This window comes from Bacillus sp. PK6-025 (assembly GCF_056530265.1).
The window spans coordinates 2,789,830-2,804,440 of the sequence record NZ_CP096509.1 but is presented as its reverse complement, the minus strand read 5'-3'; the positions used below and the strand labels follow the sequence as shown (position 1 = coordinate 2,804,440).

The 14,611-nt window shown below is 46.6% G+C and carries 14 protein-coding genes; 12 read left to right on the top strand and 2 right to left on the bottom strand.

The window, feature by feature from the left end:
- Positions 1 to 6: 6 nt before the first annotated feature.
- On the bottom strand, positions 7 to 528 hold the full coding sequence (locus M1D67_RS14345; RefSeq protein WP_025811130.1) for an NAD(P)H-dependent oxidoreductase: 522 nt from the start codon (positions 526 to 528) through the stop codon (positions 7 to 9).
- Between the two features lie 252 nt (positions 529 to 780).
- On the opposite strand from M1D67_RS14345, the gene M1D67_RS14340 reads away from it, so the two are divergent.
- Positions 781 to 1,137, top strand: coding sequence for a winged helix-turn-helix transcriptional regulator (locus M1D67_RS14340; RefSeq protein ID WP_023855250.1), 357 nt, complete (start codon positions 781 to 783; stop codon positions 1,135 to 1,137).
- A gap of 368 nt (positions 1,138 to 1,505) precedes the next feature.
- Complete coding sequence (locus tag M1D67_RS14335) at positions 1,506 to 1,790, top strand: RNA polymerase alpha subunit C-terminal domain-containing protein (protein WP_479831848.1); 285 nt, start codon at positions 1,506 to 1,508, stop codon at positions 1,788 to 1,790.
- Between the two features lie 489 nt (positions 1,791 to 2,279).
- Here the strand turns inward: M1D67_RS14335 and rpsT are convergent, their stop codons facing one another.
- The gene (gene rpsT, locus M1D67_RS14330; protein ID WP_020452267.1) at positions 2,280 to 2,546 is read right to left on the bottom strand and encodes a 30S ribosomal protein S20; all 267 of its coding nucleotides are present in this window, start codon (positions 2,544 to 2,546) and stop codon (positions 2,280 to 2,282) included.
- Between the two features lie 204 nt (positions 2,547 to 2,750).
- On the opposite strand from rpsT, the gene gpr reads away from it, so the two are divergent.
- The 10 genes from gpr to prmA all read left to right on the top strand — a co-directional run bounded on the left by gpr (position 2,751) and on the right by prmA (position 14,609).
- A complete protein-coding gene (gene gpr / locus M1D67_RS14325; protein ID WP_025811132.1) occupies positions 2,751 to 3,857 on the top strand; it encodes a GPR endopeptidase in 1,107 nt (368 codons plus the stop codon).
- 118 nt (positions 3,858 to 3,975) lie between these two features.
- Entirely contained in the window at positions 3,976 to 5,181 is a 1,206-nt protein-coding gene (gene spoIIP / locus M1D67_RS14320) for a stage II sporulation protein P (RefSeq protein WP_020452265.1), read from the top strand.
- Between the two features lie 14 nt (positions 5,182 to 5,195).
- A complete protein-coding gene (locus tag M1D67_RS14315) occupies positions 5,196 to 5,519 on the top strand; it encodes a YqxA family protein (protein WP_023855247.1) in 324 nt (107 codons plus the stop codon).
- Between the two features lie 145 nt (positions 5,520 to 5,664).
- Positions 5,665 to 7,503: a translation elongation factor 4 gene (gene lepA, locus M1D67_RS14310; protein WP_020452263.1), complete on the top strand. Its 1,839-nt coding sequence runs from the start codon at positions 5,665 to 5,667 to the stop codon at positions 7,501 to 7,503.
- Between the two features lie 59 nt (positions 7,504 to 7,562).
- Positions 7,563 to 8,702, top strand: coding sequence for a radical SAM family heme chaperone HemW (hemW, locus tag M1D67_RS14305; protein WP_026579276.1), 1,140 nt, complete (start codon positions 7,563 to 7,565; stop codon positions 8,700 to 8,702).
- A gap of 80 nt (positions 8,703 to 8,782) precedes the next feature.
- Positions 8,783 to 9,814 (top strand): heat-inducible transcriptional repressor HrcA, encoded by a 1,032-nt coding sequence (hrcA, locus tag M1D67_RS14300; protein ID WP_020452261.1) that lies wholly within the window; start codon positions 8,783 to 8,785, stop codon positions 9,812 to 9,814.
- 79 nt (positions 9,815 to 9,893) lie between these two features.
- On the top strand, positions 9,894 to 10,478 hold the full coding sequence (grpE, locus tag M1D67_RS14295; protein WP_020452260.1) for a nucleotide exchange factor GrpE: 585 nt from the start codon (positions 9,894 to 9,896) through the stop codon (positions 10,476 to 10,478).
- Between the two features lie 23 nt (positions 10,479 to 10,501).
- A complete protein-coding gene (gene dnaK, locus M1D67_RS14290) occupies positions 10,502 to 12,340 on the top strand; it encodes a molecular chaperone DnaK (RefSeq protein ID WP_020452259.1) in 1,839 nt (612 codons plus the stop codon).
- Positions 12,341 to 12,522: 182 nt separating this feature from the next.
- Positions 12,523 to 13,650, top strand: a complete 1,128-nt coding sequence (gene dnaJ / locus M1D67_RS14285) for a molecular chaperone DnaJ (protein ID WP_020452258.1) — start codon at positions 12,523 to 12,525, stop codon at positions 13,648 to 13,650.
- 23 nt (positions 13,651 to 13,673) lie between these two features.
- Positions 13,674 to 14,609, top strand: coding sequence for a 50S ribosomal protein L11 methyltransferase (prmA, locus tag M1D67_RS14280; RefSeq protein WP_095291031.1), 936 nt, complete (start codon positions 13,674 to 13,676; stop codon positions 14,607 to 14,609).
- Positions 14,610 to 14,611 lie beyond the last annotated feature (2 nt).

Genomic DNA, 14,611 nt, shown 5'->3' with positions numbered 1-14,611 from the left:
CAAGCTTTATCCTTCCTTAGGTGATAAAACATGCTTTGCATATCGCTTCGCTTCGTTTTTGAGGATATTGTCATGAGGATTGTGGGATGTAAAAGCCGGAAGAAACGTGCCATGACATCGGATAATAGTACCCTCAATCGGCCGTAAATACTCTTCTACAGTGAACATATTGCGGCCCCCAACGCGATATTCTTCTTCCGCTCCGCCTGTTGTCGTAGCAATCATGAATTCTTTGCCTTTCAAGTTTTCGCCTCCGGGGCCGTGCGCCCAGCCGTATGTCAGCACATCATCAAACCATTTTTTCAAAAGAGGCGGACAGCTGAACCAATAAAATGGGAACTGAAGAACGATCCGGTCATATTCAAGTAATAATTGCTGTTCTTTTTCAACATCGATACTCCAATTTTGATACTCCTGATACAGATCACGAATAAAGATATCAGGATGATTTTTCAATTCGTTCATTAGTGCCTTGTTCCATTTGGACTCCCTCAAATTTGGATGTGCTGCAATTACCATTATTTTCATAAACATCTTCCTCTACCGTTTGTTGTTTTTCTTGAACCTTTCTTCGTCCCAATTATTACGAATATTTTTGGCATTGCAAAGTACGCTTTTTTTTCGTACATAGACCTTTAAACCGTACTATTGCGGTGAAAGAACTTGTTTATGGTAGTCCGGTAAACCGTACTATGTATGTAAAATAAGAGTACTACCGCGAATCAGAATGATATGGTAACGTAACTGATATCACGAATACCGAATCGGGAGTTGACAAAGATGAAGTCAAAAGTACGGGAAATGAAGACGACGGAAGGTATCATCATAACTTTGGCGGCCATAGGAGGAAAATGGAAGCCGCTGATCCTGTTCGTATTACTTCATGAAGGCACCAAACGCTTCGGAGAATTAAGACGGATGCTCCCTGGAGTTACACAGGGGATGCTGACCAACCAGCTTCGGGAGCTCGAACATGATGGTCTCGTCAAACGGCAAGTTTATCAGGAAATCCCTCCGAAGGTCGAATATAGTTTAACCGGGCACGGAAAAACGTTGGCGCCGGTGTTGACCGATATGTGCAGCTGGGGATATAAACATCTCGACTTTGTCAAGCAATTGAGTGAAGAAGAGAAATGAGTTTGACCTAAAAGTCTTTGCATCAATAGGGACTTTCATGATTTGTGTCTATTTTTCGCTTCAGCCCGGATCATTGTTTTTGGGACGCTTCCCTTTCTTTCGTTTTTCGCTTTGGCCTGCTCCAGTTACTCACAGGTTATAAGTAAAACCATCCTTACTAAACCGCTATGACGATCCAGGAACCAGTTGGAGCTTCGATTTCTGAAACCGACGATTTCGCAGCCTTTCTTTTTCCAGAAGATAGTTTAACGAGTTTCGGTGTATCCTGAATATGAACATCAGATGCCAAACATAGCAAAGGGGCACGATTGCAAAAAAGAAAAGATAAAATCGGTAACATTGAAAATGTGCGGAAAAGGAGAAATGAAATGACAAAGAATTTAAGGACTTGCAGCAAAGGACACCAGTATGATAAAAGAAGTAATTGTCCTGTTTGCCCGATTTGTGAGCAACAGCGCAAACCTGACAACGGATTTCTTTCATTGCTCTCTGCGCCAGCCAGACGAGCTTTGGAACACAATGGAATAACTTCTTTGCAGGATCTGTCAAAATACAGCGAAAAAGAGATTTTGAAATTTCACGGTATGGGACCAGCGTCTTTACCTAAATTGCGGGTTGCTTTGAAGGAAATTGGATTATCATTTAAAAGTTAAACACCGGAATAATTAAACTTGTACATAGCAAGGGAATTTCCTTTTTGGAAGTTCCCTCATTTTGTATAAAAATCAACAATATTTAGCACGAAAAATAGCGTCGTGCGAGTGAACATAGCTGACAGGTGGAAGGGAAGCTCTCCTCTGATAAGTCTTATACGCTATTTCATTTCATGTCCAGTTTACTCAATCCGCGAATATTTCGCTTCGGCACGGACGGGGTTCAGGCTTGACGACAAAAAAAGGCCGGACCCCAGAGGATGAGATCAGCGAGCATTCCCTTTTCTGCAGAGCCTACCTTATGGCTGGATTGACCGTATATTTTTGCAATGCAGCGCATCGCGCACATTGTCATGTTGATTTTCTTCCGCCAGCTGACCGCGCGGTTTTTACGATTTATCGATTTATCGGCGGTCTGACGGCTTCTCATTTAAGAGAGCCGTTTTTTATGAAGGCAAGCAAAAAAGCTTGGCATGGCCAAGCTTTCTATTATGCAGAAAGTCCGTTCACTTTTTTCGCTAGGTTTGATTTGTAACGAGCTGCGGTGTTTTTGTGGACAAGACCTTTTTTAGCTGCTTTATCGATTTTCTTTGCTGCTGCAGAAAGAGCTGCTTTCGCTTTGTCTGCTTCGTTGTTGCTTACGAAAGTTTCAACTTGTTTCATAGCAGTGCGCATTGAAGATTTGATAGTTGCGTTGTGCGCGCGGCGCTCGTTGTTTGTTTTTGTGCGTTTGATCGCTGATTTAATGTTTGGCAATGTGTTTCACCTCCTAAGACATAACCTCTGTTCCTTTTCTATAGGTTAGATCTCAACAATAGAACAAATTGTATTCTATCAAACACACCCTTAGATTGCAATATAAATGTAAAGTATTTTTGTTTGAAAGCTCCGCTTCGGGGGAATGTTCACAGACCTTGTGGGCACACTAACACCAGTTATGTTTTTGGAGGGAATGCAAATATGGAGAAAAAGAAGCTTGATTTAAGTCAATATGCAGTCCGGACAGACTTAGCCGTGGAAGCGAGGGATCTGGCAGAGGAAAAGGAAGCTTCTCCAAAGAAAGAGCTGAAAGGGTTTACAGTCAAAGAATACGAAAAAGACGGGATCAAAATTCAGACGATGGACATTGATGAAGAAGGAGCGAAGCTGTCGGGGAAAAAAGCCGGCCGCTATTTAACCTTTGAAACACAAGGGATCAGACAGCAGGATTCCGTCTTGCAGGAAAAAGTCGTCAATGTGTTTGCGAAGGAGTTTTCCGCATTTCTCGATTATTTGAACATTCCGCGGGATGCCAGCTGCTTAATTGTAGGGCTTGGCAACTGGAATGTCACGCCCGACTCACTCGGCCCCCTAGTGACAGAAAACCTTCTCGTGACGAGGCACCTTTTTCAGCTGCAGCCCGAAAATGTAGAGGATGGCTACCGTCCGGTGAGCGCGCTTTCCCCGGGAGTCATGGGCTTGACCGGAATTGAAACGAGCGACATTATCCAAGGGGTAATCGATCGCTCAAAGCCCGACTTTGTCATTGCCATTGATGCGCTGGCCTCAAGAGGGATCGAGCGTGTGAATTCTACCATTCAAATTTCAGACAGCGGGATACACCCCGGATCTGGGGTGGGGAATAAAAGAAAAGAGTTAAGCGAGGAAACGCTTGGCATTCCGGTCATCGCCATCGGTGTTCCGACGGTGGTCGATGCCGTCACGATCACGAGTGATACGATTGATTATATGCTGAAGCATTTTGGAAGAGAGATGAGAGATGACAGTCCGTCCAGGTCGCTCGTTCCCGCGGGGATGAGCTTTGGGAAAAGAAAGGTCCTCACCGAAGAAGACCTTCCCGATGAGGAGCACCGCAAATCGTTTCTCGGTATAGTCGGAGGCCTCGCAGAGGATGAAAAAAGGCAGCTGATCCATGAAGTCCTCGCTCCGCTCGGCCATAACTTAATGGTAACCCCAAAAGAGGTTGATACCTTTATCGATGATATGGCAAATGTGATTGCGAACGGTCTGAACACAGCGCTTCATGAAAATGTCTCGCAAGACAATAAAGGAATGTATAACCACTAAGATTAAGGCGGCTGACCAGGCCGCTTTTTTTTCGTGCTTATAGCATTGCCGGAACTTGTTCTACTTTCTCTATCTTGTACATAGTCTATTTACTAGACAAGCTCTGGAGGGATTTGCGATGAGAAAAAGAGGCAGGAATCGTCAGTTTGTGCTGGCTGTAAATGGAAGAAGTGCGATTAAGACAGTATTCTTATTTATCGTCAGCCTGCTGCTCGTTTTTATTTTATCAGGCGTGCTGACATCGCTGCGTCCTGAGTTAAGGCCGTCTTCATCGTTGTACCGGGTGACCGATGAATTGGCGGGCGAGACCTTTGGACTCATTTTGGGAATGGAAAACCACTACTTCGCATCAGAATTGCCGGAACCGAATAAACGCTTTGAGCTTTCTCCGATCGTCTTGAAACTGGCGACCAGCATTAATTTAAAAGATCCGCGAAGTTTTCTCGGTCGGGAGCTTCCGGGCTTCTCTCATTTTGACTCGGAAATCCTTATTGCAGGGCAAGGGACGGATTACACGAATATGCCGTCAGAATCTCCGCCGCCGACAGAGGTCTTAAAAGAGGAGAGAGAAGCGAATCTTGCAGAGCTTGAAGGGAAACAAAAAAAGCAAACAGGGGAGGAAAAACCTCCTGAACAATCGACGGGCGGCCGAAAAGTCGTATTTATCTACAATACGCACAATACGGAGTCGTATCTTCCCTTTTTAAAAGGGGAGACGGTACCTGATCGGGCGCTTCATTCGAAAGCAAATGTGACGCTTGTCAGCGATATGCTCGCAAATGCGATGAAGTCGCAGGGGGTCGGGGCAATGGTGGATAAAACTGACTTTCAGGCGAACTTGCGGAAAAAAGGCTGGGCTTATGCCCGTTCCTATGATGAATCAAGGCCGGTCGTTAAAGAGGCGATGGCTCAAAACAAAGATTTGCAGTATTTTATCGATATTCACAGGGATTCGCAGCGGAAGAAAGCGACAACCGCAACTGTCAAAGGAAAAAGCTATGCACGTGTTGCATTTGTGCTCGGCAAGAAGAGCTCTAATTTCGAATCGAACTTAAAACTCGCAAAAGAACTGCATGAACGGCTGGAAAAAAAATATCCCGGTTTGAGCCGCGGTGTTATATCTAAGGGAGCTGCCGGGGATAATGGCATATATAATCAAGATTTAAACGAAAGATCCGTCTTAATCGAATTTGGCGGCGTAGATAATAACCGCGAAGAGCTGGAGCGGGCTGCAGAAGCGATGGCGGATGTATTCAGCGAGATGTACTGGAATGCTGAAAAAGTTGATGCAGACACCGGTGAAGACGATAAGAAAAAACAATAGGACAGGTGATGGAAGTGGCTTCTTTTATGGGGAAATGCATATTGGCTTGCTGTGTCATGTTTTTCGGCGTCCTTCTCGGCATGCAGCAGGCGAACAACGGAATGATTGAAATGAAAGGGTATCAGGACCCTGATTTAAAAGCGGCGCTCAGCATATCTGAAGGGGATGCGAAGGAGGCGTCAGTCCTCGGCCATCAAATCGATTTGGAGGAAAAACAAAAAGAGCTGGAACAGCTGGAAGCTTTCAACCTCTTTTCCTCGGCCGGCCGCGCCCTGGCCGATTCGGTCACAAACACAGCCCGTTCATTGTATGACTGGATAAAGGAAAAAACGGAATAAGTAAAAGAAAAAACGAGTCGGATGCAGGACTCGTTTTTTCTTTTTCGGGTTTAGAAAGCATATGTGACTTAGCATTGAATCTTCACAACCCTATTGATATAATCTAAGCTAGCGCATATTGCGTTTCATAGTAGGAGTGATTAGTGTGACAGATAAAGAAAAACGATTACAAAGGCAGTCGAGAATCCGAAATTTCTCTATTATCGCCCATATCGATCACGGCAAGTCAACGCTTGCGGATCGAATCCTGGAAAAGACGGCGGCAATCACTCAAAGGGAAATGAAAGAACAGCTCCTCGACTCGATGGATTTGGAACGTGAAAGAGGAATCACCATTAAACTGAACTCCGTACAGCTGAAATATCAGGCAAAGGACGGAGAGGAATATATTTTTCATCTGATCGATACCCCGGGACACGTCGATTTTACGTATGAGGTTTCGAGAAGCCTTGCCGCATGCGAAGGCGCGATTCTCGTCGTCGACGCCGCACAGGGAATCGAGGCGCAAACGCTGGCAAACGTTTACCTTGCGCTTGACAACGACCTTGAAATCCTGCCGGTCATTAACAAAATCGACCTTCCGAGCGCAGAACCCGAACGCGTCCGCCAGGAAGTCGAGGATGTCATCGGTCTTGACGCTTCAGAAGCCGTCCTTGCTTCAGCAAAAGCAGGCATCGGAATTGAAGAAATATTGGAGCAGATCGTTGAAAAGGTTCCGGCACCAAGCGGAGATCCGGAAGCGCCGCTTCAAGCGCTGATCTTTGACTCTCTGTATGATGCATACCGCGGGGTCGTCGCCTATATCAGAGTCGTCCAAGGTACCGTAAAAGCCGGTCAAAAAATCAAGATGATGGCGACCGGAAAAGAATTTGAAGTCACTGAAGTCGGCGTTTTCACACCGAAGGCCGTCCCGGTTGACGAACTGACTGTCGGTGACGTCGGATTCCTGACGGCCGCAATCAAAAACGTCGGAGACACCCGTGTAGGGGATACGATTACAAGTGCGGAAAACCCAGCGCCCGAAGCCCTGCCAGGCTACAGAAAACTGAATCCGATGGTCTATTGCGGTCTGTATCCGATTGATACAGCGAAATACAACGACTTGCGGGAAGCGCTTGAAAAACTTGAGCTAAACGATTCAGCCCTTCAGTATGAGGCGGAAACGTCCCAGGCTCTCGGATTCGGCTTCCGCTGCGGTTTCCTGGGGATGCTCCACATGGAAATTATTCAGGAGCGGATTGAACGCGAATTCAACATCGATTTGATTACGACGGCTCCGAGTGTTATCTATGACGTGTACATGACAGACGGAGAAAAAATCGTTGTCGATAACCCGTCAAATATGCCTGATCCGCAGAAGATCGACCGGGTGGAAGAACCGTTCGTCAAAGCGACGATGATGGTGCCGAACGACTTTGTCGGAGCGGTCATGGAACTGTGCCAGGGCAAGCGCGGCCAGTTTATCGATATGCAGTACCTTGATGCGAACCGCGTCAGCATTGTCTACGAAATTCCGCTTGCGGAAATCGTCTACGAGTTTTTCGATCAGCTTAAATCAAATACGAAAGGCTATGCGTCATTTGATTACGAACTCATCGGATATAAACCGTCCAAGCTCGTGAAAATGGATATTATGCTGAACGGCGAAAAAATCGATGCCCTTTCCTTTATCGTTCACCGCGATTATGCGTATGAACGGGGAAAAGTTATTGTCGAAAAGCTGAAGGAACTCATTCCGCGCCAGCAGTTTGAAGTGCCTGTCCAGGCAGCCATCGGCACAAAAATTGTCGCCCGTTCAACCATCAAAGCCATGCGCAAAAACGTTTTGGCGAAGTGCTACGGCGGGGATATTTCCAGAAAACGCAAACTGCTCGAAAAGCAAAAGGAAGGAAAGCGAAGAATGAAACAGGTCGGCTCTGTCGAAGTTCCGCAGGAAGCCTTTATGGCAGTCCTGAAAATGGACGACAGCAGCCCGAAATCATAATCATGAGCTGCCGCAGCGTAACACACTGCGGCTTCTTCCTGTAAAAGAAGGTGAAAACAATGAAAGCAGCATATATCCATATTCCGTTTTGCGAGCACATTTGCCATTATTGCGACTTCAACAAGTTTTTTATTCAATCTCAGCCTGTTGATGAATATTTGCGTTCTTTAGAGAAGGAAATGGCCAATTCAATGGAAGCGGCCGGACATCCGGAGCTGAAAACGATCTTTATCGGGGGAGGAACGCCGACATCGCTGTCGGAAGCGCAGCTTGAGCGGCTTCTTGATTCCATTCATCGCGTTTTGAAACCGTCCGAAAGCCTTGCCGAATTTGCAGTGGAAGCCAATCCCGACGATTTATCGGCTGAAAAGCTGGAGGTTTTAAAAGCCGCCGGTGTAGACAGGCTGAGCTTTGGCGTACAAACGTTTGAAGACGAGCTGCTAAAAAAAATCGGCAGAGTCCATGAGCAAAAAGACGTACTCGTTTCCTTTGAAAGAGCGCGAAACGCGGGGTTCGATAATATCAGCCTTGACCTGATGTTCGGTCTGCCAGGACAAACCATCGGCCACTTCGCTTCATCGCTCGATACGGCGCTTGCCCTCGGGGCTGAACATTATTCGGTCTACTCGCTGATCGTCGAGCCGAAAACCGTTTTTTATAACTTGATGAAAAAGGGCCGGCTTCACCTGCCTCCGCAGGATCAGGAAGCAGAAATGTACGAACTTGTGATGCGGAAAATGGAAGAAGCGGGCATCGGCCAATACGAAATCAGCAACTACGCCAAAAAAGGATATGAGAGCAAACATAACCTCACATATTGGAACAATGAGGAGTATTTCGGTTTGGGCGCGGGCGCGCACGGCTATATCAATGGTGAAAGAACGGTAAATGCCGGCCCTGTTAAACATTATATCGACCTGATTGAGCAGTCAGGTTTTCCTTATAAAGAAAAACACAGGGTTACAAAAAATGAACAGATTGAAGAAGAAATGTTTCTCGGTCTTCGAAAAACCGCGGGAGTAGACAAAGAACACTTTTTCCAAAAATACGGAAGAACTGTTGACGATCTCTTCCCGAAAGTGCTCCGTTCGCTGGAAGAAACAGGGCTGATTGTGAACACGAGCAAAAATGTATTTTTAACACATAATGGAAAACTGTTAGGGAATGAAGTGTTTCAAGCATTCCTGGGTGAGTTATAATTGACATTTTGATTTTGGTTTGGTAATTTTGATATACAATTAGCACTCAGTTGTGTCGAGTGCTAACAGGGGTGATATGGATGTTAACAAATCGTCAGCTGTTAATCTTGCAGGTTATCGTCAACGATTTCATTCGTTCAGCTCAGCCGGTAGGATCAAGAACGCTTTCCAAAAAGGAAGATATCACATTCAGCTCAGCGACGATCAGAAACGAAATGGCTGACTTGGAAGAGCTCGGTTTTATTGAAAAAACCCACTCATCTTCAGGCCGGATTCCTTCTGAAAAAGGCTATCGCTATTATGTCGATCATCTGCTTTCACCCGGAAAGCTGTCAAAAACGGACTTGAACATTATTCATTCGGTTTTCAAAGAAAAAATCTTTGAACTCGAAAAAGCGGTGCAGAAGTCGGCTCAAGTGCTGTCTGATCTGACAAATTATACATCGATTGTCCTCGGTCCGAGACTGAGCGAAAATCATCTCAAACAGATCCAGATTGTGCCGATTCAGCCTAAGAAGGCCGTTGCCATTCTAGTAACGAATACCGGCCATGTCGAGAATAAAACGATCAACTTTCCGGCGGAGGTCAATCTTTCCGATCTCGAAAAGCTGGTGAATATATTAAATGAACGCCTTAGAGGCGTGCCGATCTCAGAGCTGAAAGACAGGATTTTCAAAGAGGTCGTCATCTTCTTAAAGTCGCATATCCAAAATTACGATACGATTTTACACGGGCTCGGCGCAACGCTGGATTCATCTGTTCAAACCGACCGGCTGTTTTTCGGCGGCAAGATTAATATGCTGAATCAGCCCGAATTTCACGATATTGACAGAGTGAAATCGCTATTGTCGCTCATTGAGAAAGAACAGGAGCTTCTCCGGCTCTTTCAGTCGACTGAGTCCGGAATTACCATTAAAATCGGCAAGGAAAACGACTATGAAGAAATGGAAAACTGCAGCCTGATTACCGCGACATACACGGTCGGTTCAAAACAGATCGGCTCCATCGCGGTCATCGGGCCGACGCGCATGGACTACTCCCGCGTCGTCGGTTTGCTTCAGCACGTATCATCTGACTTGTCAAAAGCGTTGACAAGTTTGTATGATGGGTAAGGCAGTACCCGAAAACAAAACAGAAGGGAGAAATCCCTTCTTTATCATGAAACTCATCCTTTAAGGGAGGTGAACACAGATGGCAGAAGAAAAACAAACTGAAGAGCTAAACGAACAAGAGGAACTGAACGAGACAGAAGCGGAGACAGCCGAAGCCGAACAAACGGCTGCTGAAGCTGATGCCCCGGCAGAAGACACGCAAACAGAAATGCTTGAAAAACAACTCAAAGAACTTCAAGAACGTCTTGAAGAAAAAGAAAATAAACTTTTACGTGTTCAGGCGGACTTTGAAAACTACAAACGACGCGCACGCCTTGACCTTGAGGCTGCTGAAAAGTACCGTTCCCAGCGCATCATCAGCGATTTGCTGCCGGCGCTTGACAACTTTGAACGTGCGCTACAGATCGATCCTGACAACGAGCAGACGAAAAGCCTGCTTCAAGGGATGGAAATGGTGCACCGTCAAATTTTGGAGGCTCTTAAAAATGAAGGAGTTGAACAGATTCCTTCAGTCGGAGAGCAATTTGACCCGAACATGCACCAGGCTGTTATGCAGGTCGAGGATGAAGCGTACGAATCAAACGCAGTCGTTGAGGAACTGCAAAAAGGCTATAAACTTAAGGACCGGGTGATCCGTCCTTCTATGGTAAAAGTCAACCAATAACTACATAGCAGGAGGTAAAAATCATGAGCAAAGTAATCGGAATCGACTTGGGAACAACGAACTCATGCGTTGCAGTGCTTGAAGGCGGAGAGCCGAAAGTCATCCCAAATCCAGAAGGAGCCCGCACGACTCCTTCGGTTGTTGCATTTAAAAACGGAGAGCGCCAGGTGGGTGAAGTGGCGAAACGCCAGTCCATCACGAATCCGAACACGATCATGTCGGTCAAGCGCCACATGGGCACGGACTATACAGTTGAAATCGAAGGCAAAAAGTACACGCCGCAAGAAGTGTCTGCCATCATCCTTCAGCATTTGAAATCATATGCTGAAAGCTATTTAGGCGAAACTGTATCTAAAGCCGTAATTACAGTTCCTGCATACTTCAATGATGCAGAACGTCAAGCGACAAAGGATGCCGGTAAAATCGCCGGACTTGAAGTTGAGCGGATCATCAACGAGCCGACTGCAGCTGCGCTTGCATACGGTCTGGATAAGACGGAAGAAGATCAGACGATCCTCGTCTACGACCTTGGCGGCGGTACATTCGACGTTTCCATCCTTGAATTGGGAGACGGCGTATTCGAAGTTCGTTCTACAGCGGGTGACAACCGCCTTGGAGGAGACGACTTTGACCAAGTGATCATCGATCATCTCGTCTCAGAATTCAAGAAAGAAAACGGCATTGATCTTTCTAAAGATAAAATGGCGCTTCAGCGCTTAAAAGATGCGGCTGAGAAAGCGAAAAAAGACCTTTCCGGCGTATCTTCTACACAAATTTCGCTGCCGTTTATCACAGCCGGTGACGCAGGTCCGCTGCACCTTGAATTGACACTGACCCGCGCGAAGTTTGAAGAGCTGTCTTCACACTTGGTAGAGCGCACAATGGGTCCAGTCCGCCAGGCTCTTCAAGATGCGGGGCTTTCTGCAAGCGAAATCGACAAAGTAATTCTTGTCGGCGGATCAACACGTATTCCTGCCGTTCAGGAAGCGATCAAAAAAGAAACTGGAAAAGAAGCGCATAAAGGCGTCAACCCTGACGAAGTCGTAGCCCTTGGTGCAGCCATTCAAGGCGGCGTCATCACAGGCGATGTCAAAGATGTTGTCCTTCTGGACGTAACTCCGCTGTCACTTGGTATCGAAACAATGGGCGGCGTGTTCACGAAGCTGATTGACCGCAACACGACAATCCCGACAAGCAAGTCCCAAGTGTTCTCAACAGCGGCTGACAACCAAACAGCGGTTGACATCCACGTGCTCCAAGGTGAGCGCCCGATGGCTGCCGACAACAAAACGCTCGGACGCTTCCAGCTTACAGATATTCCGCCGGCTCCTCGCGGCGTACCGCAAATCGAAGTGTCATTTGACATCGATAAGAACGGTATCGTCAACGTCAGCGCGAAAGATCTGGGTACCGGCAAAGAGCAAAACATCACGATCAAATCTTCTTCAGGTCTTTCTGACGAGGAGATCGAACGCATGGTGAAAGAAGCTGAAGAAAACGCCGAAGCGGATGAGAAGAAAAAAGAAGAAATCGAGCTTCGCAACGAAGCGGATCAGCTTGTCTTCACAACTGAAAAAACGCTGAAAGATCTTGAAGGCAAAGCCGATGAAGCGCAAGTGAAAAAAGCGAATGATGCAAAAGACGCGTTAAAAGCTGCGATCGAGAAAAATGACCTTGATGAAATCAAGGCGAAAAAAGATGAGCTGCAAGCGATCGTCCAAGAGCTTTCAATGAAGCTTTACGAAGAAGCTGCAAAACAGGCTCAGGCTCAGCAAGACGGCGGCGCCGGCGCTAAAAAAGCCGACGACAATGTCGTTGACGCTGAATATGAAGAAGTAAACGACGACAAAGAACAAAAATAATTGAAATAAAATGTGCTGTGCTTACCCCGGTTTGCACAGCACATGACCTTACAGGCGATGAAAGTCAAAGTCAGGATCTCTTGACTTTGACTTTTTTCTTCCTAAAGGACAAAAGGAATTGAAAAAACATAATTTGAAATGATACAATCTAATTTATGTGAGAAAATCGGGAGTGTGAAGAGATGAGTAAGCGTGATTACTATGAGGTGCTTGGGGTAGGTAAGAGCGCTTCTAAAGATGAGATTAAAAAAGCTTACCGCAAGCTTTCTAAAAAATATCACCCGGACATCAACAAAGAAGCCGGAGCGGATGAAAAATTCAAAGAAGTCAAAGAAGCCTATGAAACACTTTCTGATGACCAAAAACGGGCCCATTACGACCAGTTTGGCCACACCGATCCAAATCAGGGATTCGGCGGCGGAGGTTTCGGCGGCGGCGACTTCGGCGGCTTTGGGTTTGACGATATTTTCTCAAGCATTTTCGGAGGCGGCGCAAGGCGGAGAGACCCGAATGCCCCGAGGCAGGGCGCCGATCTGCAGTATACGATGACACTGTCATTTGAAGAAGCGGCCTTCGGAAAAGAGACGACGATCGAAATTCCGCGTGAAGAAACATGTGAAACATGCAGCGGCTCAGGCGCGAAACCGGGAACAAAGCCGGAAACCTGTTCACACTGCGGCGGCTCTGGCCAGCTGAACATGGAGCAGTCGACTCCGTTCGGAAAAGTTGTCAACAGAAGAGTATGTCATTACTGTAATGGAACGGGTAAGCAAATTAAGCACAAATGTTCAACTTGCGGCGGTACAGGAAAAGTGAAAAAACGCAAGAAAATCAATGTCACCATCCCGGCGGGTGTGGATGACGGCCAGCAGCTTCGAGTATCCGGACAGGGTGAACCGGGGATCAACGGCGGTCCGTCAGGTGACTTATTCGTCGTTTTCCGCGTCCAAGAACACGAATTTTTCGAGCGCGATGGCGACGATATTTACTGCGAAATGCCGCTGACATTTGCACAGGCTGCGCTCGGGGACGAAATCGAAGTGCCTACTCTTCACGGTAAAGTAAAATTAAAAGTGCCGGCGGGCACGCAGACAGGCACCAAGTTCCGTTTAAAAGGAAAAGGCGTTGCCAACGTACGCGGGTACGGTCAAGGCGATCAGCACATCGTCGTCCGCGTCGTGACACCGACGAATTTAACAGAAAACCAGAAAAATATTCTCCGCGAATTTGCAGAAGTGAGCGGAAATATGCCGGATGAACAGGAAATGAGTTTTTTCGATAAAGTAAAGCGCGCCTTTAAAGGCGATTAATGATTGGATGAGGAGTTGGTAGTATGAAATGGTCCGAAATCTGCATTCACACGACACATGAAGCGGTTGAGCCCATCTCGAATATTTTGCATGAAGCTGGTGCGAGTGGAGTCGTAATTGAAGATCCGCTTGATTTAATTAAAGAGCGTGAGAATGTATACGGAGAAATCTACCAGCTCGACCCCAATGATTACCCTGATGAAGGAGTCATCATTAAAGCGTATCTCCCGATCAACAGCTTTTTGGGAGAGACCGTAGAAGGAATCAAGGAAACCATCAATAATCTGCTGCTGTATGATATTGACCTCGGACGGAACAAAATCACCATCAGCGAGGTTAACGAAGAAGAATGGGCGACAGCATGGAAAAAATATTATCATCCCGTAAAAATTTCCGAGAAGTTTACGATTGTTCCGACATGGGAAGAGTACACACCGGTTCATACGGATGAGCTCATCATCGAGATGGACCCGGGAATGGCGTTCGGAACAGGCACACACCCGACAACCGTACTTTGCATACAGGCGCTCGAAAGGTATGTGAAAGAAGGGGATTCGGTCGTGGATGTCGGAACGGGAACAGGCATTTTGAGCATTGCATCAGCCATGCTTCGCGCCAAACAGGTTGAAGGATATGATCTCGATCCTGTAGCCGTGGAAAGCGCCCGCTTGAACTCCAAGCTCAATAAAGTCAGCGATCATATCGAGATCAAGCAAAATAATCTGCTTGACGGCGTCGAAGGGGAAAAAGACGTCATCGTCGCCAACATCCTGGCCGAGGTCATCTTGCGCTTTACGGATCAGGCATACAGCCTGTTGAAAGACGGCGGTTATTTCATTACTTCGGGAATCATTCAGCAGAAAAAACAGGAAGTCAAAGATGCACTGGTGAAAGAAGGCTTTACGATCGTCGAGGTTCTTTCAATGGAGGACTGGGTCAGCATCATCGCTAAAAAATAATC

Coding starts and splice junctions, on each gene's coding strand:
- M1D67_RS14345 (WP_025811130.1), bottom strand. CDS start 528: ATGAAAATAATGGTAATTGCAGCACATCCAAATTTGAGGGAGTCCAAA.
- M1D67_RS14340 (WP_023855250.1), top strand. CDS start 781: ATGAAGTCAAAAGTACGGGAAATGAAGACGACGGAAGGTATCATCATA.
- M1D67_RS14335 (WP_479831848.1), top strand. CDS start 1,506: ATGACAAAGAATTTAAGGACTTGCAGCAAAGGACACCAGTATGATAAA.
- gpr (WP_025811132.1), top strand. CDS start 2,751: ATGGAGAAAAAGAAGCTTGATTTAAGTCAATATGCAGTCCGGACAGAC.
- spoIIP (WP_020452265.1), top strand. CDS start 3,976: ATGAGAAAAAGAGGCAGGAATCGTCAGTTTGTGCTGGCTGTAAATGGA.
- hemW (WP_026579276.1), top strand. CDS start 7,563: ATGAAAGCAGCATATATCCATATTCCGTTTTGCGAGCACATTTGCCAT.
- hrcA (WP_020452261.1), top strand. CDS start 8,783: ATGTTAACAAATCGTCAGCTGTTAATCTTGCAGGTTATCGTCAACGAT.
- grpE (WP_020452260.1), top strand. CDS start 9,894: ATGGCAGAAGAAAAACAAACTGAAGAGCTAAACGAACAAGAGGAACTG.
- dnaK (WP_020452259.1), top strand. CDS start 10,502: ATGAGCAAAGTAATCGGAATCGACTTGGGAACAACGAACTCATGCGTT.
- dnaJ (WP_020452258.1), top strand. CDS start 12,523: ATGAGTAAGCGTGATTACTATGAGGTGCTTGGGGTAGGTAAGAGCGCT.
- prmA (WP_095291031.1), top strand. CDS start 13,674: ATGAAATGGTCCGAAATCTGCATTCACACGACACATGAAGCGGTTGAG.